This is a genomic window from Xanthomonas sp. A1809 (genome assembly GCF_017746015.1).
Taxonomy (GTDB): domain Bacteria; phylum Pseudomonadota; class Gammaproteobacteria; order Xanthomonadales; family Xanthomonadaceae; genus Xanthomonas; species Xanthomonas euvesicatoria.
In genome coordinates, this window is record NZ_JAGHWZ010000009.1 from 165,346 (window position 1) to 187,900 (window position 22,555).

The 22,555-nt window shown below is 64.4% G+C and carries 20 protein-coding genes; 6 read left to right on the top strand and 14 right to left on the bottom strand.

The annotated features are described in order from the left end of the window. Positions 1 to 2 precede the first annotated feature (2 nt). The 4 genes from J7396_RS13435 to cmk form a co-directional block, all read right to left on the bottom strand. On the bottom strand, positions 3 to 308 hold the full coding sequence (locus tag J7396_RS13435; RefSeq protein ID WP_003489650.1) for a LapA family protein: 306 nt from the start codon (positions 306 to 308) through the stop codon (positions 3 to 5). A 66-nt stretch (positions 309 to 374) separates the two neighbouring features. After that, positions 375 to 686: an integration host factor subunit beta gene (locus tag J7396_RS13440; protein ID WP_008572387.1), complete on the bottom strand. Its 312-nt coding sequence runs from the start codon at positions 684 to 686 to the stop codon at positions 375 to 377. Positions 687 to 774: 88 nt separating this feature from the next. Then, a complete protein-coding gene (rpsA, locus tag J7396_RS13445) occupies positions 775 to 2,460 on the bottom strand; it encodes a 30S ribosomal protein S1 (RefSeq protein WP_003489652.1) in 1,686 nt (561 codons plus the stop codon). A 182-nt stretch (positions 2,461 to 2,642) separates the two neighbouring features. Further along, positions 2,643 to 3,326, bottom strand: coding sequence for a (d)CMP kinase (cmk, locus tag J7396_RS13450; protein WP_008572390.1), 684 nt, complete (start codon positions 3,324 to 3,326; stop codon positions 2,643 to 2,645). A gap of 172 nt (positions 3,327 to 3,498) precedes the next feature. On the opposite strand from cmk, the gene ykgO reads away from it, so the two are divergent. From ykgO to J7396_RS13480, 6 genes are all read left to right on the top strand, one after another. Further along, positions 3,499 to 3,624, top strand: coding sequence for a type B 50S ribosomal protein L36 (gene ykgO, locus J7396_RS13455; RefSeq protein ID WP_005913193.1), 126 nt, complete (start codon positions 3,499 to 3,501; stop codon positions 3,622 to 3,624). Between the two features lie 240 nt (positions 3,625 to 3,864). Further along, the gene (locus tag J7396_RS13460; protein WP_007970129.1) at positions 3,865 to 4,206 is read left to right on the top strand and encodes a hypothetical protein; all 342 of its coding nucleotides are present in this window, start codon (positions 3,865 to 3,867) and stop codon (positions 4,204 to 4,206) included. 236 nt (positions 4,207 to 4,442) lie between these two features. Next, a complete protein-coding gene (locus J7396_RS13465; RefSeq protein ID WP_209261578.1) occupies positions 4,443 to 5,477 on the top strand; it encodes an agmatine deiminase family protein in 1,035 nt (344 codons plus the stop codon). Between the two features lie 125 nt (positions 5,478 to 5,602). Next, positions 5,603 to 6,487, top strand: a complete 885-nt coding sequence (locus tag J7396_RS13470) for a carbon-nitrogen hydrolase (RefSeq protein ID WP_209261579.1) — start codon at positions 5,603 to 5,605, stop codon at positions 6,485 to 6,487. A 3-nt stretch (positions 6,488 to 6,490) separates the two neighbouring features. Then, positions 6,491 to 7,030 (top strand): GNAT family N-acetyltransferase, encoded by a 540-nt coding sequence (locus tag J7396_RS13475; RefSeq protein ID WP_008575050.1) that lies wholly within the window; start codon positions 6,491 to 6,493, stop codon positions 7,028 to 7,030. Further along, positions 7,023 to 8,243: a TraB/GumN family protein gene (locus J7396_RS13480; RefSeq protein ID WP_209261580.1), complete on the top strand. Its 1,221-nt coding sequence runs from the start codon at positions 7,023 to 7,025 to the stop codon at positions 8,241 to 8,243. Before J7396_RS13475 ends, J7396_RS13480 begins: the two co-directional genes overlap by 8 nt. Before the next feature lie 221 nt (positions 8,244 to 8,464). Here J7396_RS13480 and J7396_RS13485 read toward each other — a convergent pair whose 3' ends face one another. From J7396_RS13485 to J7396_RS13530, 10 genes are all read right to left on the bottom strand, one after another. Further along, the gene (locus tag J7396_RS13485; RefSeq protein WP_033478931.1) at positions 8,465 to 9,358 is read right to left on the bottom strand and encodes an endonuclease/exonuclease/phosphatase family protein; all 894 of its coding nucleotides are present in this window, start codon (positions 9,356 to 9,358) and stop codon (positions 8,465 to 8,467) included. A gap of 62 nt (positions 9,359 to 9,420) precedes the next feature. Then, complete coding sequence (locus J7396_RS13490; protein WP_209261581.1) at positions 9,421 to 12,558, bottom strand: discoidin domain-containing protein; 3,138 nt, start codon at positions 12,556 to 12,558, stop codon at positions 9,421 to 9,423. Positions 12,559 to 12,584: 26 nt separating this feature from the next. Next, a complete protein-coding gene (locus tag J7396_RS13495; RefSeq protein ID WP_011347671.1) occupies positions 12,585 to 13,421 on the bottom strand; it encodes a carbohydrate ABC transporter permease in 837 nt (278 codons plus the stop codon). Further along, a complete protein-coding gene (locus J7396_RS13500) occupies positions 13,418 to 14,302 on the bottom strand; it encodes a sugar ABC transporter permease (protein WP_011347672.1) in 885 nt (294 codons plus the stop codon). The genes J7396_RS13495 and J7396_RS13500 overlap by 4 nt, the downstream gene beginning before the upstream one ends. Next, the gene (locus J7396_RS13505) at positions 14,299 to 15,669 is read right to left on the bottom strand and encodes a sugar ABC transporter substrate-binding protein (RefSeq protein ID WP_011347673.1); all 1,371 of its coding nucleotides are present in this window, start codon (positions 15,667 to 15,669) and stop codon (positions 14,299 to 14,301) included. The genes J7396_RS13500 and J7396_RS13505 overlap by 4 nt, the downstream gene beginning before the upstream one ends. Before the next feature lie 3 nt (positions 15,670 to 15,672). Further along, positions 15,673 to 17,292 carry a glucoamylase family protein gene (locus J7396_RS13510; RefSeq protein ID WP_011347674.1) on the bottom strand — a complete coding sequence of 540 codons (1,620 nt, stop codon included), beginning with the start codon at positions 17,290 to 17,292 and terminating at the stop codon, positions 15,673 to 15,675. Between the two features lie 103 nt (positions 17,293 to 17,395). Further along, positions 17,396 to 20,374, bottom strand: a complete 2,979-nt coding sequence (locus J7396_RS13515; protein WP_011347675.1) for a TonB-dependent receptor — start codon at positions 20,372 to 20,374, stop codon at positions 17,396 to 17,398. Positions 20,375 to 20,507: 133 nt separating this feature from the next. Beyond that, positions 20,508 to 21,530, bottom strand: a complete 1,023-nt coding sequence (locus J7396_RS13520) for a LacI family DNA-binding transcriptional regulator (protein WP_008571806.1) — start codon at positions 21,528 to 21,530, stop codon at positions 20,508 to 20,510. Between the two features lie 378 nt (positions 21,531 to 21,908). Next, positions 21,909 to 22,178 (bottom strand): BolA family protein, encoded by a 270-nt coding sequence (locus tag J7396_RS13525; protein WP_008571805.1) that lies wholly within the window; start codon positions 22,176 to 22,178, stop codon positions 21,909 to 21,911. Then, complete coding sequence (locus J7396_RS13530) at positions 22,175 to 22,474, bottom strand: YciI family protein (RefSeq protein WP_209261582.1); 300 nt, start codon at positions 22,472 to 22,474, stop codon at positions 22,175 to 22,177. The genes J7396_RS13525 and J7396_RS13530 overlap by 4 nt, the downstream gene beginning before the upstream one ends. Positions 22,475 to 22,555: the final 81 nt, after the last annotated feature.

Sequence of the window (22,555 nt, forward strand, 5' to 3'; positions counted from 1 at the left end):
CGTTACAGTCCATCGATGGGGCGCGGCTCGACGGTCGCAGGCGTGACAGGCCTGGCGTCGGCGCGACTGACCGCAACAGCCTTGTTGGCCTGGCGCAGTTTGGAATAGAGGGGAATGACCACACTGACCAGCACCATGCCGGCACCGATCAACACACCGACCAGCAGCGCGACGATGATCGCGACGCCTGAACTGGTATGCACGCTGGAGAACAGGAAGTCGAGCGTGACGTCCTGGGAATTGACCGCACCGATGATCAGACCGACCAACAGGAAGGCCAACATCACCAGCAAGCGAAGCACCTTCATGGCGAGACTCCGTCGGGAAGCAAGCTAGCTTAACCGAGACGACATAAACGCAGCGCCAGACGGGCTTCAGTCTGCCGTATCGACCACATCCACGGGCACCACGGAGCTGACCCGCTCACGCAATTCCTTGCCCGGCTTGAAGTGGGGAACATGCTTGCCCGGCAGCGCGACCGACTCGCCGGTCTTGGGATTACGTCCCAAGCGTGGCGGACGGTAATGCAGCGAAAAACTGCCGAACCCGCGAATTTCGATCCGATCGCCATCGGAGAGCGCCTGCCCCATCATTTCCAGCAGCGACTTCACTGCCAGATCCACGTCGTCCGACTTCAGATGCGCTTGGCGTCGCGCCAGGATTTCAATCAATTCGGACTTGGTCATGGGAAGACTTGCTTTTTTCGACTGACACATCGGAATCGGCCCGGGCAAGCCCGGGCCGATCCATTACGCTCTTGCGAGCGCTACGCGCTTACTCGGACTTGTTGTTGTTCAACTGTGCACGCAGCAGCGCGCCCAGCTGAGTCATGCCGCCCGACGCGGAAGCGGACTGGTAGTCCTCCAACGTTTCGCGCATTTCGGCATCGTCCTTGGCCTTGATCGACAGCTGCAGGGTGCGGCCCTTACGGTCCATGCCCACGAACTTGGCTTCGATCTTGTCGCCAACCTTCAGGTGCTGAGTGGCGTCGTCGACGCGCTCGTTGGCGATGTCGCGTGCAGCGACGTAGCCTTCGATGCCATCGGCCAGGTCGATCGTGGCGCCCTTGGCATCCACTTCACGCACCACGCCTTCGACCTTCGAGCCCTTCGGGTTGGACGCCATGTACTGACCGAACGGGTCCTGCTCCAGCTGCTTGACGCCCAGGCTGATGCGCTCGCGCTCCGGGTCCACTGCCAGCACCACGGCTTCCAGCGTGTCGCCCTTCTTGTAATTGCGCACGACATCTTCGCCGGTGGTGTTCCAGCTGATGTCGGACAGGTGGACCAGACCGTCGATGCCGCCGTCCAGACCGATGAAGATGCCGAAGTCGGTGATCGACTTGATCTGACCGGACACCTTGTCGTTCTTCTTGTGGGTGGCAGCGAAGGTTTCCCACGGATTGGCGGCAACCTGCTTCATGCCCAGCGAGATACGGCGACGCTCCTCGTCCACGTCCAGGACCATGACTTCGACTTCGTCACCGACCTGCACGACCTTGGACGGGTTGACGTTCTTGTTGGTCCAATCCATTTCCGACACGTGCACCAGGCCTTCGACGCCCGGCTCGATCTCGACGAACGCGCCGTAATCGGTGACGTTGGAGACCTTGCCGAACACGCGGCTGTTGGCCGGGTAACGACGCGCGATGTTGTCCCACGGATCTTCGCCCAGCTGCTTCAGGCCGAGGCTGACGCGGTTACGCTCGCGATCGAACTTCAGCACGCGCACGTCCAGCTCGTCGCCGACGTTGACCACTTCGGACGGATGGCGCACGCGCTTCCAGGCCATGTCGGTGATGTGCAGCAGGCCGTCGATACCGCCCAGGTCCACGAACGCGCCGTAGTCGGTCAGGTTCTTGACGACACCCTTCAGGATCGCGCCTTCCTGCAGCTTGTCCATCAGCTGCTCGCGCTCTTCCGAGTGCTCGCTTTCGACCACTGCACGACGCGAGACAACGACGTTGTTGCGCTTGCGGTCCAGCTTGATCAGCTTGAACTCGAGTTCCTTGCCTTCCAGGTAGGCCGGGTCGCGCACCGGGCGCACATCCACCAGCGAACCGGGCAGGAACGCGCGGACATCCTTGATGTCCACGGTGAAACCACCCTTGACCTTGCCGCTGATGCGGCCGGTGATGGTTTCGTTCTTTTCCAACGCTTCTTCCAGCTCGTCCCACACCATCGCGCGCTTGGCCTTCTCGCGCGACAACACGGTTTCGCCGAAGCCGTTCTCGATGGAATCGAGGGCGACCTTGACCTGGTCGCCTACGCCGACATCGATCTCGCCAGCGTCGTTACGGAACTGCTCGATCGGCACGATGCCTTCGGACTTCAGGCCAGCGTTGATCACCACCACGTCGCCGCGGACTTCCACGACGGTACCGGTGACGATGGAGCCCGGCTTCAGCTTCGCCAGATTGGCTTGGCTGGCTTCGAACAGTTCTGCAAAAGATTCTGTCATTTGAATTTACTCAGTTGAACACACGGGCGCCGATCGTCGGAATGCGACAGATGCGAACCGCCCAGCCTGTTGGTCGACTCCGGACAGCGAGTCGGTTGGAAGTCATAGAACCGCCACGCAGGATGCGCGACGGAGCTTTGGAACGCCTTACGGTCGGCGGGACAAACCCGCTTGCCAAACGCTTACGACGGCGCACGGTCTGCGAGCAACCCGACCACACGCTGGACGACATCTTCGATTCCCATTCCGCTGGTATCGATCAGCACGGCGTCTTCGGCCGGCCGCAATGGCGCCACCACCCGCTGCGCATCACGGGCATCACGGGCCATGATCTCGCGCAGCAGGTCGTCAAAGATAACCGAAACACCCTTTTCCATCAACTGTTTATGGCGACGGCCCGCACGTTCTTCGGCACTGGCGGTCAGAAACACTTTGTAGGCCGCATCGGGGAAGATCACCGTGCCCATGTCGCGCCCGTCGGCAACCAGGCCGGGGGCGCGCCTGAATGCGCGCTGGCGCTCTTTCAGGGCGCTGCGCACCTCGGGAATGGCGGCAATGGCCGAGGCCAGCGCGCCCGTAGTTTCCAGGCGCAGCTCACTGGTCGCATCTGCGCCATTGACCAGCACGCGCAGCCCTGCCTCGCCCGCATCGTCGAACTCCACCCTGGTGTCGAAGGTGCAACGCACCAGCGCTGCCGGGTCGGAGACATCCAGGTCGGCCCAGCTCGCCGCCACACCCACCGCGCGATACAGTGCACCCGAATCGAGGTAATGCCAGCCCAGCCGGGCGGCCACGATCCGGCTCACGGTGCCCTTGCCGGCACCGGAAGGGCCATCGATGGTGAGAACGGGCGACAGGTCGGTCATTCAGGTTTCCGGAAGGTCATCAGCGCGTAGTGTAGCGCCGCTCGCAGCGATCGCGCTGCAACCACTTGAAAGCACGACGAAAAGCCGGTTAGAATCGCCGGCTTAATTCCGGGTGCACCCTCGACCGTGGGCACTCTTCCATCGAATCCAACCGTTTACGCCGAGGTGTGCCATGAAAGTCCTGTCCTCCCTGAAGTCTGCGAAGACCCGTCACCGCGACTGCAAGGTGGTCCGCCGCCGCGGTAAGGTCTTCGTGATCTGCAAGTCGAACCCGCGTTTCAAGGCGCGTCAGCGCTAAGCCTTTGCGGCGCGTGCAAGACCCGAGAAAGCCGCCTCCGGGCGGTTTTTTCTTGGCCGCTGCTTCACAGTGGTTGACATACGGATCTACCGCCGGCCTGCCCACGCAGGACATCGCCGTCCCTGGGCCAGGGCGCCGGGCAATCGCGGCCCCGACAGGTCAGCCGTGTCGCAACAGCGCCTGTCGTCGTTTTTTGCTGTAATCACCATCTGAAATCTTGTCCACTGGGGAGTAGATGACATGCGTAACCGTTTGTTTGTGATGCCGCCGGTCGTGCTGACAATCGCGCTGATGGGGATCAGTGCCGTCGCTTCGGCCGATACGTTGCTGGTCGACCGCGCACAGCAGAAGCCTGCCGCTGCCCTGCCCTTGCGCGGCGAGAGCATGAGCCAGGTCGAAGGCCGCTACGGCGCGCCACAGGAAAAGCTCGACCCACGTGGCGGCCAGAAGCGCCAATGGCCCACCATCCATCGCTGGGTGTATCCGGCCTTCACCGTGTACTTCGAAAAGAGCAAGGTGATCGACGTGGTGGCCAACAAGGCCGATGCCAACGAGATCGGGCCCAAGCCGCCGATCCGCTGAGGCATCGGTGACGGCTCGACCGGAGGTTTCGGCATCCGGTCTTCGCACGCCGGCCGTCACGATTCGCATCGCAAGGTGCACCGTGTCCGTCAGCAGCCGGACATGCGTTGCTGCAATGCTGTTAGAAGGCCGGCGCGGCGATCAGCGCCTGGATCGCAAGAGCCCGCATCCACCGTGCGGGATGTCGATGACCTAGCGGGCGATGGCCTGCACACCAAGATGAGTATTTGCCTGGCATGACCGACCGTCTTCGCTTTCCCGCCGAATGGGAACCCCAATCCGCCGTGTTGCTCGCGTGGCCGCATGCCGGCACCGATTGGGCCGAGCGCCTGGCCGACGTGGAAGAGACCTATATTGCGCTGGTCACGGCGATCTCCCGCTTCGAGCCGGTGGTCATCTGCGTGGCCGACGACGACCTGCAGATCTATGCCGAGGCGCGGCTGCGTTCGGCGCGGGTGGACATGACGCGCGTGCGCTTCGTGATCGCCGCGTACAACGACACCTGGCTGCGCGATTCGGGCCCGATCACGCTGCGCCAGGAAGCCGGCTTCCGGTTGATGGATTTCCGTTTCACCGGTTGGGGCGGCAAGTTCGAAGCCAGCCTGGACGATCAGTTGGTGAGTTCGCTGGATGCCGCGCAAGTGTTCGTGCCGGCGCAGGTGGAGACCATCGACTTCGCGCTGGAAGGTGGCGCCATCGAGACCGATGGTGCCGGCACCCTGCTGACCACCTGGAAGTGCCTGCATGAGCGGCATCCGCAGCGCACGCGCGAATCGCTCAGCAGCGATCTGGCCACGTGGCTGGCGCAAGAGCGCGTGCTGTGGCTGGATCACGGCTACCTGGAAGGCGACGATACCGACGCGCATATCGACACGCTGGCGCGCTTTGCCGGCCCGGATTCGATCGTTTATCAGGGCTGCGACGTGCCCGGCGATTCGCATTACGTCGAACTGCAGGCGATGGGGGCCGAACTGGCCGCGCTGCGCAGGGCCGACGGGCAGCCATATCGGCTGTTTGTGCTGCCGTGGGCACAGCCCATCCTCGATGAAGGCCGCCGGTTGGCTGCGTCGTATGCCAATTTCCTGATCGTCAACGGCGCAGTGCTGATGCCGGCCTATGGCGATGCGGCCGATGCAACCGCGCAGGCGGTGCTGGCGCAGGCATTCCCGCAGCACGAGATCGTGCCGGTGCCGTGCCGTGCGCTGATCTGGCAGAACGGCAGCCTGCATTGCCTGACCATGCAATTGCCGGCCGGCCTGCTCGCGGCCTAAGCGCAGTTGCGTACCTCGCCTGCGTCGCGGCCGCACAGACCGCGCGCGGCTTCCTGTTCCGGCCGGCAGGCCGGTGTTACGCCATGGCGCGCTACCTTAGTGCGCCACTAACGTTGGATGCTGCCATGACCCGTCATCTCCTTCCCGTCGCGCTGATCCAGGAGCGCAACCACGGCGACGCCGAGGCCAACCTGGCCGTCATCGCATCGCGCGTGGCCGAAGCCGCCGCGCAGGGCGCCAAGCTGGTGCTGCTGCAGGAACTGCACAACGGCGCGTATTTCTGCCAGCACGAGTCGATGGACGAGTTCAACCTGGCCGAGCCGATTCCCGGCCCCAGCACCGAGCGCTTGAGCGCGCTGGCCAGGCAGCACGGCGTGGTGCTGGTCGCCTCGCTGTTCGAGCGCCGCGCGGCCGGCCTGTATCACAACACCGCGGTGGTGTTCGAAAAGGACGGCCGGCTGCTCGGCAAGTACCGCAAGATGCACATCCCCGACGATCCGGGCTTCTACGAGAAGTTCTATTTCACTCCGGGCGATCTGGGCTTCACGCCGATCGATACCTCGGTGGGCCGCCTGGGCGTGCTGGTGTGCTGGGACCAGTGGTATCCGGAAGCGGCGCGCCTGATGGCGCTGGCCGGTGCGGAACTATTGCTCTACCCCACGGCGATCGGCTGGGATCCGGACGACCAGCAGGCCGAGCAGGAGCGCCAGCGCGATGCCTGGATCCTCAGCCATCGCGGCCATGCGGTCGCCAACGGCGTGCCGGTGCTGTCGTGCAACCGGGTCGGCCATGAGCCCTCGCCGCTGGGCGCCTCGGGCATCCAGTTCTGGGGCAACAGCCATGTGCTGGGGCCGCAGGGCGAGTTCATTGCCGAAGCCGGCCAGGATCCGACCGTGCTGATCTGCGATGTCGACCTGCAACGCAGCGAACATGTGCGCCGCATCTGGCCGTTCCTGCGCGACCGTCGCATCGATGCGTACGGCGATCTGCTCAAGCGCTACATCGACTGACGCATGCCATTGGAGCTGCGTGCAGTCCGCGATGCGGACATCCCGGCGATCACTGCGATTTATGCGGAGCAGATCGCCGGGGTCAATACCTACGAATACAACGCGCCATCGCTCGATGAAATGCGCGCGCGGGTAAGCGCGATCGTGGATGCAGGCTACCCTTATCTGGTGGCAGAGCTCGATGGCGTGGTCGCGGGCTATGCCTATGCCAGCGCATTTCGCGCGCGCGCCGGATATCGCTGGACGGTGGAGAACTCGATCTACCTGGCCAGCGCGATGCAGGGCCGCGGCATCGGCAAAGCCCTGCTGGGTGAGCTGATCGCGGTGTGCGAGCAGCGCGGCTTCCGCCAGATGATCGCGGTGATTGGCGATGCCGGCAATCTGGCATCGCGAAACTTGCATGAACGTTTTGGATTTCGCACGGTCGGAGTCTTCAACGGAATTGGCCGCAAACACGGTCGCTGGCTGGACGGCGTGCAGATGCAACGCGCGCTCGGCTCCGGCGACACCGCCCCTCCTTCTGATGAAAAGCCCCATGACTGAGCAGCCCCCCCACGTTCTGGACGATGCGCTGTCCGGCCAGCCGCATCGCATCGTCGAACGCGACGGCGTGCGCTATACCTTGCTCGGCACCGCGCACGTGTCGCTGGCGAGCGTTGCCGCCGTGCAACGGGCGATTGGCAGCGGGCGTTACGACGCGGTAGCGGTGGAACTGGACGCGCAGCGCCTGCAGGCGCTCAGCGATCCCGACGCCCTCGCCCGCCTGGATCTGGTGCAGGTGATCCGCAAGGGCCGTGTGGCCTTGTTCGCCGCGAATCTGGCGCTTGCCGCGTACCAACGCCGCCTGGCCAAACAACTGGGCATCGAACCGGGCGCGGAATTGAAGGAGGCGGTGAACTTGGCACGCGCGCAGGGCTTACCGGTGCATCTGATCGATCGCGAGGTTGGCCTGACCTTCAAACGTGCGTCCGGGCGGCTGGGGTTTTTCGGCAAGATGAAACTGGCCGGGGGATTGCTCGGCGGCCTGTTCGCTGCCGATGAGGTGGGCGAAGAAGAAATCGAAAAGCTCAAGCAAGGCGACATGCTCGAGGCAAGCTTCGGCGACTTCGCCAGCGAAAGTCCGGAGCTGTACGAGACGGTGATTGCCGAGCGCGACCAATACATGGCCACGCGTCTGCGCGAAGAAGTCGGCGCAGAGCAGCGCGAGATCTTGGCGGTGGTTGGCGCTGGACATCTGGCCGGACTTGCGCGCCATCTGGAACAGGACACCGCCGCGCCCAGCCCGCTGCGCGAATCGCTGGAATACGTGCAGCAGCGCAAGCGTATTCCGTGGATCACGCTGGGCATCCTGGCGGTCATCATCACCGGCATCGGCATCGGGTTCTGGCGTGGCGGCCTGAGCATGGGCGCGGACCTGTTGATGCAGTGGGCCATGTATACCGGCGGCATGGCCGCGCTCGGCTGCTTGCTGGCCGGTAGCCACCCGTTGAGCATTCTCACCGCCGCGGTCGTCGCGCCGTTCAAGCCATTTCGCCTGAGCGTGCCGACCGGTGCATTCGCCGCGTTGGTCGAAGTGCATATGCGAAAGCCGGCCTACGGCGACTTTCTGTCATTGCGCGACGACGCGCAGACGCTGCGCGGCTGGTACCGCAACCGCGTCTCGCGGGTGGTGCTGACATTTCTGCTGACCAATTTCGGCAGCATGGCCGGTGTGTGGCTGGCCGGGGTTCAAATCTTCAACCGTCTGCACGGGTGAGTACAGCGGCACTGAGGCCGCCGGCTCAAGACCGTTCGTCGGAGCGCACCCGGGCCAATAGGCCTTACGGTAAATCCCATCGCGCCCGGGTGCGCTCCTACGGCATCCGGTTGCTTGCCGGATGCTCCGGCGCAAGCTGCAGGCGTACCCGGAGCTATGTAGAAACGCCCTGGGCGCGATGAGGCCTTCCCGGTAAATTACTGTCGCGCGCGGGTGCGCTCCTACGGCATCCGGTTGCTTGCCGGATGCTCCGGCGCAAGCTGCAGGCGTACCCACACACCATAGTGATCCGATGCCCAGCGGCCTTCGGCATAAGGCGCCTCGAACAGGATGCGGGCTTCGCGGGCCAGCAGGCGGTTCTGCTGGAAAAACACATGGTCGATGCGTGCAGGCCTGTCGAAGATGTGCATGTTCAAGGTGCTGACCGTGGCGTCGCTATTGCGATGCACGCTGCCGTAGCTGTCGCCGTAGCCCTTGCGTAGCGCTTGCAGATCGAGCGTGTCGGCGGCGGTATTGAAATCGCCGGCGATCACCACCGGCGCCTGCGCGCTGTTGGAGGCGATGAAGTCCAGCAGATCGGCCACCTGGCGCGTGCGTATGCCGGCACCGCGTGCGTCGGCGCGTTCGTTGAGATGGGTGACATAGACGTTGACCGGCTGGCCATCGACATCCACCTGCAGATGCGCGGCGACACGGTAATCGTCCAGCGGCTGCAGCAGGCGCTGGTGGGTGGCCAGCACTTTGCGGCGACTCAGCAACGCATTGCCGTAGCGTTTGGGTGCACCGACCGGATCGACCGAGGCGAAGGTGTAGTCGTAACCGAGCTTGCGCGCGAGCCAGGCGGCCTGGTTTTCCACGCTGCCGCGGCGCTCGATCACTTCCTGCAACGCAATCACGTCCGGCGCCAGTCGCTTGAGTTCCCTGGCGATATAAGCGCGTCGTGCCGGCCAGTCTTCGCGATCGTGGTGCAGGTTGAGCGTGACCAGGGTCATTTCGCGCGACGCTGTGGCGGATGACTGCACGGCGTTCGCTACTTGCTCACGATTGCCGCGCTGCACGGAGGGAACGCCCTGCCCGGCCTGAACGCCTGTGGAGAACAGCAGCAGTGCAACCAACATGAGCAGCCCTTCGGAACCTCGCCGTGCTGGCGCTGCCCGGGACGGCCGCCACGCCTGCCTCATTGCGTGGCGCGCTCGGCCCGCCGCACCGCGCTGGGCACATCGATTTGCACGTTGGCCGGCAGTTGCTGGATGCGCAGTTCGCTGTTTTGCCATTCAGCCGATTCGCCGTTGATCGTGGCCTTGCCCGGGGTGCCCTGATACGGCCACGGCAGCACCACACCGCCCGGCGGCAGGATCAGCCCGGGCTGCAGCTGCAACACCAATTGCTTGTCGGTGCGTTGCAAGGTGTAGTTGAGGCGCCCGTACGGTGTACGCAGTTCGGCGATACCGATTCCCTTGCCTTCGAACCAGCGCGTCGGCGTGCCGGCCGCGATGACCAGGCTGGCATCGGATTCGCGGCCGTAGGCGAACATGTCCAGCACCGAGCGTACGAAGTCCGAGGCGACCCAGGCATGCGGCAGGTCGCCGACGAAGAACGGCGTGCGTGGCGTGCGCGAGACCACTTCGGCCCACTGGTTCCAGGGTTGTGGAGCGCGGTCCTTGAAGAAGAACGCGGTCGCGTCCCAGGCGCGGTCGCGCCAGCCCAGGCGCACGAATGCGGCCACGTTGCGCCACTCGTAGGGCGTGTAGTCCTTCCATTCGCGCTTGCCGTCGCGACGGTCGGAGAATTCCTTCCAGTAACGCTCGAAGGTCTTGGTCAGCAGATCCTGCGGCAGGCGTTGCTGCTCGCCGCCTGGCGTCAACGCAATGGTGGTCGAGGTCGCATCGAAGTCGCCCAGCTCCGCCGAGCCCGGCAGGAAATCCAGGTTGTGCTGACGCACGGCCGCGCCCAGCGATGCCACCAGATCGCCACTGAATTCATCGCGTGCGGCGCTGAAGCGTGCCGCTTCCTCTGGCTTGTCCAGCGCCCCGGCCAGCATCGCCGCGTCCTTGTAACCGCGCAGTGCCCAGAAATTATCCCAGTACGAATGCACCGGCTTGGCCGAATAGCCTTCGTGGCTGATCGACACCGGCATCATTCCGTAGAAAGCCGGGTTGCGCATGAAGTTTTCTTCGGTACGCTCGCTGGCGCGCAGCGTTTCCATGTAGTCGTAGGCGCCTGTGACATGCGGCCACATCTTTTCCAGGAAGGCCTTGTCGCCGGTATAGCGGTAGTACTCGGCGATGTTGTAGATCAGCTCGCCGTGGCTGTCGTTCTCCGGCACCGGGTCGCTGCCGCGGTCGTCCACGCAGCACGGCACCATGCCATCGGCAAACTGGTATGGCGCGAACCAATCCACGTAGTCGCGCACCACGTCTTCGCGACCCAGCCGCAACAGTCCTTCGGAAATCATTGCGCCGTCACGGATCCAGCTGCGCGAATACGAGCGTGTGCCCGGCTGCAGGCGTGGACCGATGCGTGAGATCAGCATATGCGCCAGCGCGGTGCGCAAGGTATCGACCACCGGCTTGCCTTCGGCCGGCACGCTGATGCGCACCCGATCGAGCTTGCTGCGCCATTGCTGCGCCACCTGCTGCTGCGCCTTGTCGGCATCGAAGCCAGCCGGCAGCTGCGCGGCGCCGGTTTGCGGAATGACCAAGGCCACTTCGCGGCGTTGGCCGGGCTCCAGCTTCCAGCGATACAGCAGTACACCCGATGCTAGGCCGGTTTCGTCCTTGACCTGGGCCACCGTCGGCGGCGTGGCCGCGGTGAGATGGCTGACGTCCATGCCGCTGTCGAAGGCGCTTGCAAAGCCGGCATCCGGCCGCTGTGCAGCGAACACCCGCGGCTTGCCGTTGACGCTGACCTGGCCACCATCCACTGCGAGTTGGTCGATGCGGCTGACGCCACCCAAGGTGTTGAGAAACTGCGCCGGCGGGTTGACCTGGAATGGACGCACGGCCAGCGCCAGGGTGAACTCGCGCGCATCCTTGCCGGTGTTGTGCAGTTGGTAACGCGCGACCAGTTGCGCCTGATCGGGGGTGCCCTGCACGAAGGCGGTGACGCGCAGATTCATCAGGTCGTGGTGCCAATCCACGCTGGGAATCGGCAGGTAATCGTCCTGCAGGCTTTGCTCGCTGCTGACATCGGACCAGTGCAGCACCTTGCCGCCGGTAACCACGAACGGCTCGATGCTGAAACCGCCCTTGCCCACTTCCACCGCACCGTCCTCGCCGATCAGGCCCTGTTCGGTGCCGCCATCCAGGCCCAGGATGGTCCAGTACGGCTGCTCGCCGGAGAAGCCGCGCGGATAACTGCCACGCGGCAGTTGCGCGGCCAGCGACTTGATGAAGTCGTTGGGCGTTGCGGCGAATGCCAGCGGCTGCAGCTGCACTTCCTTGATGCCGTAGCGCCAGTTGGGGCCGTCCTTGAGATCGAAACGCAGGTAGCGCGCTTCGGTATCGGGAAGCGCCAACCAATCGGTGCCGCCCGCGCCGGCAGTGACCGTGCGCAGGTCGCGCCAGCTCCGTCCGTCGCTGGAGGAGCGCACCACGTATTGCGAGGCCTGCAGACCCGGCACCCACTGCACCACGGCGCCGCCGAATTCGCGCACCTTGCCCAGATCCAGCGTGACCGTCTGTTGCTTGACCGCGCCGCTGAGCCAGAACGTGTCCGGCTTGCCATCGGCCAGGCGCTGTTCCAACGCAGGCGCGGTGTCGGTGATGGCCTTGGCCTGCAACGGCGAGGTGTCTTCGGGCGGCAGCGGCGTGAGCGTGAGCCGGTCGAAGCACACCGTGCCCTTGCCGCCGACCTTGTTGTAGATGGTGAACTCCACATCGGCGCTGCTGCGCAGTTGCTTGTCCTGACCTGGGCCCCAGGCCTTCTCGATGTTGCGCTTGCGGTAGTTGAACGTTGTCCAGTTCTTCGGGAAGTTGAAGCCCGGCCGGTTGACCCACCAGACATTGTCGCCGCTTGCGTCGATCAGCTTGAGCTGCAGGTCGTTGGATGGCGATTCGCCGCGCACCGCGAACGACATCCGGTAATTGTCCGGATAGGTGATCGGCAAATTGCGACGGATGCCGACATAGCCGGACACGCCGTTGAAGTTGTAGTCCAGGCACAGCGCATGCCCGCCCGAGGGCGTGGCCACCGGGCGCAGCGAACCGCTGACCTGGTTGGACACCACCAGGCGCCAGGCACCGATGTCGTTGAAGCCGTCGAGCACGCGCTCCTGCGCCTGCGCCGCGCCCGCAGACGTGACGAAAGCGGCCATGGCACACAGTCGCAGGAACACTGGTTTCACCCCTTCACACTCCCCAGCAGAAGACCTTGGATGTAGTAACGCTGCAGCGCCAGGAACAATAGCAGCACCGGAATCACCGTCACCACTGCGCCAGCCATCATCAATTCCACATCCATGATGTGCTCGCGCGACAGCGCGGCCAGCGCCACCGGCAAGGTGTACTGCTCCTGGTCGGTCAGCACGATCAACGGCCACATGAAGTCGTTCCACGAACCCATGAAGGTGAAGATGGTCAAGGTGACCAGCACCGGCTTGAGCATCGGCAACACGATCTGGAAGAAGATGCGCATCTCGCTGGCACCGTCGATACGCGCGGCCTCGATCAATTCATCCGGAATGCTGCGCGCGTACTGACGCACCAGGAAGATGCCGAACACCGTGGCCAGCGCCGGCACCACCACCCCGCCGATGTTGTTGACCAGGTGCAACTGCTTCATCAGCAGGAACAGCGGCAGCATCGCCACCTGCGCCGGGATCACCAGCGCGGCCATCAGGATCTTGAAGATGCGCTCGCGGCCGACGAACTGCAGCTTGGCGAACGCATAACCGGCCATGGTGTTGACCAGTAGCGAGCCGAGCGTGATCAGCCCGGACACCAGCAAGCTGTTGGCGAAGTTGCGCGCCATGCCGGTGCGCGCGAACAGCTCGTGGTAGTTGGCGGTGGTGAACGCCGACGGCAGCATCGGTGGCGGAAACCGGCTGGCCTCGCCAGTGGGCATGAACGACACCGACAGCATCCATAGCAGCGGTGCCAGGCTGATCACCGCCAGCGCCAGCAAGCCGCCGTTGATCAGCACGGCATTCCAGCGCGATTCGCCGACATCACGACTCATATCAGGTCCTTCTTGCGGCCAAAGCGCAGCATCACGGTGGTCACCGCCAGAATGATGAGGAACAACAGGAACGCCACCGCCGACGCGCGGCCGAGGTTCCACCACTTGAAGCCTTCTTCGAACATGAAATACAGCACGCTGACGGTGCTTTGCAGCGGGTCGCCGCGGGTCATCACGTAGGGTTCGGCGAACAGCTGGAAGTAGCCGGAAATAGTGATCACGCCCACGACCATCAGCACCGGGCCGAGCATCGGCAAGGTGATGTGCAGGAACTGCTTCCAGCGCGACGCGCCATCGATGCGCGCGGCCTCGTACAAGTCCTGCGGGATCGCCTGCAGCCCGGCCAGGAAGATCACCATGTTGTAGCCGAAGTTCTTCCACACCGCGAACAGCATGATGGTGGGCATCGCCCAGCGCGGGTCGCCCAGCCAGTCGATCGGGGCGATGCCCAGATGGCTCAGGCCGAAGTTCACCAGGCCGTACTTGATATGGAACAGGTAGCGCCAGATTACCGCCACCGCTACCAGCGTGGTCACCACTGGCGCGAACAAGGCGGTGCGGAACAGCGCCTTGAAGCGCGAGGCCTTGGCGTTGAGCAGCAGGGCCGCGCCCAGCGACACACCGATCGACATCGGCACGCCCAGCAGCACGAAGTAGGTGGTGTTCCACAACGACTTCCAGAACAGCGGCGTCTGCAGCAGGTCGATGTAGTTGCCCAGGCCGACGAAGCGCAGATGGCTGCTGTCGGCCAGTGCGTACAGGTCGAAGTCGGTCACACTGAGCACCAGCGCGGCGAACACCGGCACGCCGAAGAACATGCCCAGCACCATGATCGACGGCGCGGCAAAGACCCAGCCGGCGACGGAATTGCGCTTCATCATCGTGCGGCTCCCTGATCCGCTGCGGCAGCTGGCGCGGTGGTGCCTGCTGCCGCTGGCTTCACTGCCGGCGGAGCGGTGTCACCGGCCGGGCCGACATGCCCGCCCTCCTGCTCGAAGATCCAGCGGCGCTTGGCCAAGATTTCGTCCACGCGTTGATCCAGTTCCTGCACGGCGGCTTCGTGCGATTGCCCGCCGCGCACCACGCGCTCGGTGACCAGACGCATTTCCTGCACGATGCGCTCCCACTCCAGCACCTTGGGCGTGGCCTTGACCCGCTCCAGCTGGTCGCCGAAGGCATGCGCCAGTTCGTCGTTGGCCAGCGAAGGCAGCTTCCAGGTACTGCGACGCGGCGGCAGGTCGCCGATGATGGCGTGGAAACGCGCCTGCACCTGCGGCTGCGACAGATATTCGATCAGCTTCCAACTGGCGTCCTTGTGTTGCGAGGACTTGAAGATCACCAGGCTGGAACCGCCGGCGATGCCGGCACCCAAGCCGTTGGGCCCCGGCAACGGCGCGGTGCCCCACTTGCCTTCCATGCCCGGCGGCTGGCGCAGCTTGAACTCGCGCACGTTCCACGGCCCGGACAGATAGAAGGCGTAATAGCCGTTGAAGAATTCGTACCAGACATTGGAGACCTGGGTCTCTGAGACCTTGGGCGCCCAGCCCTGCTGATACATGTTGTCGTAGAAACCCAGCGCCTTGCGGAAACCGGCGCCACGGAAGTTGCCGTAGTTGTCGTGGTCGCGCAGCAGGCGGTCGTCCTGCTGCAGCGCGAACGACAATTGCTGCTCGAATTCGTTGAGCGGCATCAGGATGGCATAGCGGTCGGGGCCGACCTTGCGCTTGATCGCGGCCATCACCTGTTCCATCTCGGCCCAGGTCTTGGGCATTTCGCTATAGCCGGCCTCGCGCAGCAGGTCCTTGCGATAGAACAGCAGCCGCGTGTCCACGTACCACGGCACGCCGTACAGCGTGCCATCGACCAGATTGGTGTCCCACACGCCGGGGAAATAATCGGCCGGGTCGACAACGCTGGAGCGCGCCACGTACGGCTGCATCGGCTCCAGCGTGTCCAGCAGCGCGAACTCCGGCAGCCAGGTGTTGCCGAGCTGGCACACATCCGGCAGGCCATCGGCGGCAAAGGCGGTCAGCAGTTTTTCGTGTGCCGCCGTCATCGGGATGTTCTGCACATCCACGTGGATAGTGGGGTTCTGCTTTTCGAAATCGGCCACCAGCTCGGCGACCACTTCGGCCTCCTTGCCCATCGCCCAGAAGCGCACCGTGGTCTTGCCCGGATCGGAGCGTTCGCATCCCGTCGCACCTGCACACAGGGCGACGGCCAACATCAACAGTTTCAAAAGGCGCACGGATTACTCGGGTTTCTGGCGTTGCGAGGGGTCTTGCTGGGCCTGGGCGGCGGCGGCACGCGATTCGGCCATGCCCAGCGCGCGCGCGGCGGCCTTCTGCTCGTCCTTCTGCGGCGCCGGCTGCGGCTCGCCCTCCGGAGTGAGCCAGCCGCCGGTGAAGCCGGCGCGTTCCAGACCGGCACGGATGTAGGGGTTCTTCTTCATCACGTTCCAGACGAATTCGTTCTGGTAGTTGGCGATCATCGTCAGGATCGGGCCCTGGTCGATGGCGATGTAGTCGCTGGCCACCCAGCCACGGTCCGGCACCATGCGCCCGGTCTTGATCGGGATGTCGTAGTTGAAACTGGGGTTGAACGAATCCAGGAACCCGTAGCTCGAATACAGGAAGTCGCCATAGCGCTTGTGCATCTCTTGGGTGGCAGGAATCACCACTTCCGGGGCGAACACGATCGAGGAGATCGCCGCAGTCGGGGCGATGGTGCCGTCGTCGAAATTCTCGCGCAGACCGGCGCCGCGCGAAGAGTAATGGCGGAACTGGCGCTGCTCGCCGCGGTATTCCTGGCTGGTGTTCTGCGGACCGTCGCTGGCGGTCAGGCCCCAGACGTTTTCGCCGTAGTCCTTCCACTTCATCGGGTTGTCGATGGCGTAGTCGCGCTGCGCCAACGTGGCGCGGCGGCTGTTGAGGAAGTAGTCGATGCCGCGTTCGCGCATGTACTGGTCCTGGATATCGCGGAAGTCGATCCAGACATGGCTGTATTGGTGGCCGAACAGCGGGCCGAACGACAGGTATTCCTGGCCCTGATACACGCCCCAGTCGTTGTTGTAGGTGCGGGTCCAGCTGGTCCAGGCGTCCGGGTCGACGCCATGCGTCGGCGAGCCCAGCGCGAGGATGTATAGCATCATCGCCTCGTTGTAGCCCATCCAGTCGTGGTTGATGAAGCCGCTCTCGGGGAACCAGCCCATCGAGATCAGCGGGGCGCGCTGTTGCAACCAGCGCCAGTCCACGCGCTTGTACAGCGTGTCGGCGATCTGGCGGATCTCCTTTTCGCGCGGGTCGTCGCCGTCGTAGTACGACTGGGTGAACAACACGCCCATCATCAGCAGTGCGGTGTCCACGCTCGACAGTTCAACCCAGCTGTCGTAGCGGTTGCCCTGCTGCATGTCCAGAAAATGGTAGTAGAAGCCCTTGTAGCCGGCCCGGCCGGTCTTCTGCGGACCCATCGGTGCGTCGCGGAAGAATTTCAGCGTGGTCAGGGTGCGGTCGATCGCCTGATTGCGACTGACCCACCCGTTCTCGATGCCGATCGGATAGGCGGTCAACGCGAATCCGACCGACGCAATGCTGGCAAACGGGCGCGACGGAAACCGATCCGGCGACAGGCCGTTGACCTCGTTGGTGGTGTCCCAGAAGAACTGGAATGTGCGGCGTTCGATGTCCGAAAACAGCGGCGGCAGCGGCGGCTTGACCGGTTTGGGCGGCAGTTGCGCCTCAACCAGGATGACTTTGACCGGTGCCTTCTTTTCGGCCACCTTGGGTTCCTCGGCTTGCTTGCACGACGCCAAGACCAGCGCGCCCAGCAAGAGTGGAATCGTCAACCATCGCGACGTGTTGCCCCTGTCCATCCGCCCCCCACGTGTGTAATCGATTACATCTGACACGCCAACCTACCCTATCCAGGCGCCGAGTTCGACCGCCCTGGCGTTGCGGCCAGGGCGGTCGAGCACCTCACCAGTTCAGGCCGAAGGCCAGACGGAAGGTACGCATCGGCGACGCCAGCACACCGGTCGGTGTGCCGTAAGCCGTGTTCAAGTCCTGCAATGTTCCGGTATCGCCGTTGAAGGTGGCGTAATTAACCCAGTTGAACACGTTGAGGATATCCGCACGCACATTGAATTTGACACCACCGCCGGTGTCCCACTCTTTATTGGCGGCAATGCTGAATTCCTTGTAGCCCAGCGTGCCATCCGGCTTGAACTGGATGATCTCGCACTGGTCGTTGCCGGCCAGGCAATTCTGGCCATAGCGCGCGGTCTGGCTGGCCAGCGACAGCTTGCCGGACAGCTTGATCTCATACGGCAGCTCGTAGATGCCGGTGACCACCAGGCGGTTCTTGGGGATGCCGCCGGCCTCGCGCCAGCCATAATCCTGGATGCGTTCGCGGTCCAGCGCATAGTGCTCGCCGAACTGCCGGTTCTCCTTCGCATCGGAATAGGTGTAGGCCACGGTCAGGCCCCAGCCGGATTCTTCGTCGAAGGGCTTTTCCACCTGCAAGGCGAGCTGGTTGTTGCGGGTTTCCACGCCATTGGTGCCCAGCACGATGGCGCTATAGCCATTCGGGCCGTCGGTCGGCACGCCGGAGGTGGTGCCCGGCTGGAAGAACGACCCGTCCGGCAGGCGGTTGCCGCGCACGAAGGCGAAACCGTCATGGCTTTCGATGCGGCTCAGGGTGACATCGGTGAACCAGTCCTGGCCCCACAACGGCACCATGTTGCGCATGCCGATGCTGAATTGATCGGAGTACGGGGTCTTGAGGTTGTTGTCGATCAGATAGACCTCACGTCCGCCACCGCCGGTGCTGTTGGCCGTGAGTGTGTTCAAGCCATCTTGACTGTTGTACGCCGGATTCCAGGCCGTGCACGGGTCGCCCAGGCAAGCGGGGTTGTTGGCGCTGGTGAAGTAGTAGCTATACGACTTGAAGGAGTTGTTGAGCTGCTCCAGTGCCAGGTAATCGAAGATGTTGCGGTCGTAGGCACGACCGGCGCCACCATAGATCACGTGGGCCTGATCGCCGAACAGGTCGTAGGACGCACCCAGGCGCGGCTGCCAGGCATTCTTGAATGCCTTGCGGTTGTTGCCGGTGCTGATGAAGTCGTTGATGTTGTAGTTGGCGTTGCGCAGGTTCGGCCAGTTCTGCAGCGCGCTGGCGACATCCGAGGGGGTCACGAAATCCAGGAATGCCGGGGTTTGCTCGTAGTCGTAGCGCACGCCCAGGTTCAAGGTCCAGTGCTCGTTGACCTCCCAGTCGTCCTGCAGGTAGATGCCGTACTGCTTGTTCTTGGACACCACCGAACCGCCACCTTCCACCAGCGGCGCACCGAAGCGCACGCGGTACGGCGTTTGCACGTCGGTGAGGATGTTGTAGTAGTACTGCGGGTTGGCCGGATTGAACTGGGTCGAATCCAGGTCGATGCTCTTGAACTTCACGCCCATCTTGACGGTGTGCGCGCCGTGCCATTCCAGGCTGTTCAAGGTCAGGTCGTCCTGGAAGGTCCAGCCCTTCTGCCCCTTGCGCTGGAAGCTGCTGCCGGCGCCCGCCGCCAGGATGTCGGTCTCGTTGCCGCGCACCGGCGCGTAGCTGAGGATGTAGCCATTGCCGTTGTTGATCGGCGCCTGGTTCCAGAACGCGCTTTCGTAGCTCAGGTTGGCTTCGTTGAGGAAGTTGGCCCCGCTGTACTGCCAGCGCAGGTTGGCGCGCTTTTCTTCCTGGCCGTTGATGCTGCCGTGCTCGTAGGTCGAGGTGCGGCCGACGTCGTTGAGCTCGTCTTCCTTGCGGTACTTGCCGGTCAGCTCGAACAGGTTGTTCTCGCCGATGGTCCAGTCGATCTTGCCGAAGTACAGGTCTTCCTTGAACGGCGTACTCGAGGTCACCACCAGCGGCTGCAGCTGGGCCGGCAACTGGTCGACGCGGTCCGAATAGATCGAGCCGGGAATCACCACGTTCGGGGTGGTGTATTCCTTGGCTTCATAGGCGATGAAGAAATGCGCCTTGTCCTTGAGGATCGGGCCGCTGAAGGTGGCGCCGTACTGGGTTTCTTCGAAGTCGTCGCGCACGCCGGCCTTCTTCTCCAGCGGGCTTTCCTCGCGCCAGCTGTCGTTGCTGGTGTCCCAGAAGAAGCTGCCGTGGAAGTCGTTGGTGCCGGACTTGGACGAGGCCACGATGGCCGCGCCGCTGACCTGGTCGAACTCGGCCTTGTAATTGGAGGTGATGACCTTGTATTCGCCGATCGCCGACTGCGGGAACGGGTTGCCGCGGCTGGAATCCTGGCCGCTCACGCCGCCGGTGAGCACGTAGTTCTTCTGGCTCACACCGTCGATGTAGACATTGGTGCCTTCGGCCGAGGTGGCGCCGGTGCGCACCTTGGTGGTGCCGTTGGCATCGCGGGTGAACTGCACGTTGGGCACGGTGTCGGCCAGCTCCAGGAAGTTGCGCGTGGCGCGCGGCAGGTTCTGGATCTGCACGTTGGAAATGTAGGTGGCGTTCTCGGAGGTGCGCGTCTCCACCAGCACCGGCGGCGCCTTCACCTGCACCGCGTCCAGCGTGGTGGCGTTACCACCGGCGGCCGTGGCCGGCTCGCCGCCGACGCCCAGGTTCAAGGTCGCGGTCTGGCCGACCTGCACGGTGACGTTCTGCGAACTGGTCTGGCCATTGGCGGTGACATCGATGCGGTAGGAACCCGGCGGCAGGCCGCCCACCGAATAGCCGCCATTGCTGACCTGCACGGTGCGGGTCAGGCCGGTGGCCAGATTGGTGGCGGTGACCTGCGCCTGGGCGGCAGGTGCGGCATCGACGGTGACCTGCCCGCGGATGGTCGCAGCGGTGCTCTGTGCGAAGGCCGGAGCGGCGCCGAGCAGCAGGCAGCTGGCAAGCGCGCAGCTGAGCAGCTTGCGCGCCGGACGGGCGGAATGGGGGTGGTGGTGGCGCATGGTCGTCCCTCCAGGGATCGGTACAGATTGTTGTTGTGGCAGTGCAGTGGTGCAGGAACAGCCGCTGCGGGGACAGCGGGAGCGGACAGGACGTCCGCGAAAAGGTCGGCCCGGAAACGCGTGGCCGGAAAGGTCAGTGAGCCGATTGGCCGGTACCGCAGGAGGCACGGATCACCAGCTCGGGCGTCAGCAACTGGCGGATGCCGTCGTCGCGGTCAGGCGTTTCGACCAGGCGCATCAGCCGGGTCATCGCCTGCTCGCCCAGCCGGGCGATGCTCACCCGCATGGTGGTCAGCGCGGGATGGACAAAGCGGGCCAGCGGAATGTCGTCAAAACCCGCCAGCGCCACGTCGCCAGGCACCGACACATCAGCCTGGGCGAACGCGTACAGGCAGCCCAGCGCGGTCATGTCGTTGGCGGCGAACACCGCATCCGGCAACGCGCCGGCCGCCAGCATCGCCAGCCCGGCGCGGTGGCCGGAGGCTTCGTCGAAGTCGCCCGGGTATTCCACGCCCTGCGCCTGCGCACCGAACGCAGCAAGCGCATCGCGGAAGCCGCGCAGGCGTTCGCGCGCATCGAAATTCAGCGCCGGGCCACCGATGAAGGCGATGCGGCGGTGCCCGGCCCGCAACAGGTGCTCGGTCATGGCCATGGCACCGGCGTGGTCGTCGATGCTCAGCACCGGATAGTCGGCACCGGGCAGGTGCGCATTGATCAACACCGTCGGCAACGACTGCGGCAGGTTGTCGGTGAGGAACCCCGGCTGCTCGGCGTAGGGCGAGAGCACCAGCAGGCCATCGACGCGCCCGCGCATCGAGCGCAGCGCCCTGCCCTGGGCTTCCGGATCGCCGTGGTAGCTGGACACCAACAGGTGCTGGCCGGCCGCGCGCGCTGCGCCGTCGATGCCACGGATCAATTCGGAAAAGAATTCGCCATACAAGTCCGGCAGCACCACGCCCAGGGTCTGCGAGCGCCGGCTGCTCAGGCTGCGCGCGGCCGCATGCGGGCTGTAGCGCAGCCGCTCGGCCACCTCCAGCACCTGCTGGCGCACCGGTCCGGCAACGTTGTCGTGCCCGTTGAGCGCACGCGACACCGTTGCGACGGAGACCTGCGCTTCCCGAGCGACATCTTTGATGGTGACCGCACCCTTGGCCATTCGTGTCGCCCTCCGCGACCGACTTCCCAAAACTGGCGCGGACTGTAAGCGTTTTCATACAGAGGCGTAAACCCCTATCTTCACATGCGTGAAAACGCTTACAGATCAATCAGCTGCGGGTGAGGAGCACGTGAAGCAACGTGCTGCGTCGCAACAAATATGCACCCATGCGTCCACATGCGAAGCAGGATGCAGGTCACGATTTGCTGGTCAATCCAGTCTTGCCAGGACCGCACGGACCGGCGCCTGCACCGGCACTCCCGCGGCCTTGCCGGCTGCGCCCCGACGCTCGCTGCCGTGAAGGCAATCGCCGCTGAGCACCAGCGGTTCTGATCACAGCAGACGGCCCGGTCCGACCGCCGGCGTTCCCCGCGACGTTCAGCCAACCTCGCCCGGCGCGAAGGCCTCGATCGACAAGGCGTGGATATCGGTCTGCATCATCTCGCCCACCGCGGCGTACACCGCGCGATGCCGTGCCAGTGGCGGCTTGCCGACAAATGCGGCGCTGACCACGCGCACATTGAAGTGCCCGCGCCCGTCGCGCGCACCGGCATGGCCGGCATGCCGCGCGCTGTCGTCGACGACGTCCAGTTCGGTGGGCGCCAGTGCCGCCTGCAACGCTGCGCGGATCTGCTCGACCCGGCTCATGGCAATACCCGGCGGAATGGGCGGACCTCGGTGCGCGTGTACACGCCCGCTTCCACATAGGGGTCGGCATCGGCCCAGGCGCGCGCATCCTCCAGGGCGTCGAAGTCGGCAATCACGACGCTGCCGGTGAAACCGGCCGGACCTGGATCTTCGGCGTCGATGGCCGGACACGGGCCCGCCACCAGCAACCGCCCAGCAGCCGCAAGCGCCTGCAGACGCGCCAGATGCGCCGGCCGCGCCTGCTGCCGTGCCGCCACTGCGTCGGCCCGGTCATATCCCTCGATTACGTACCACACACGCCACCTCGCCCAAGACTGGAAGATCACCGCACCGATTCTAGCCGCGTCGGCGCTGGACACCGCCCCCGCGCACGCATT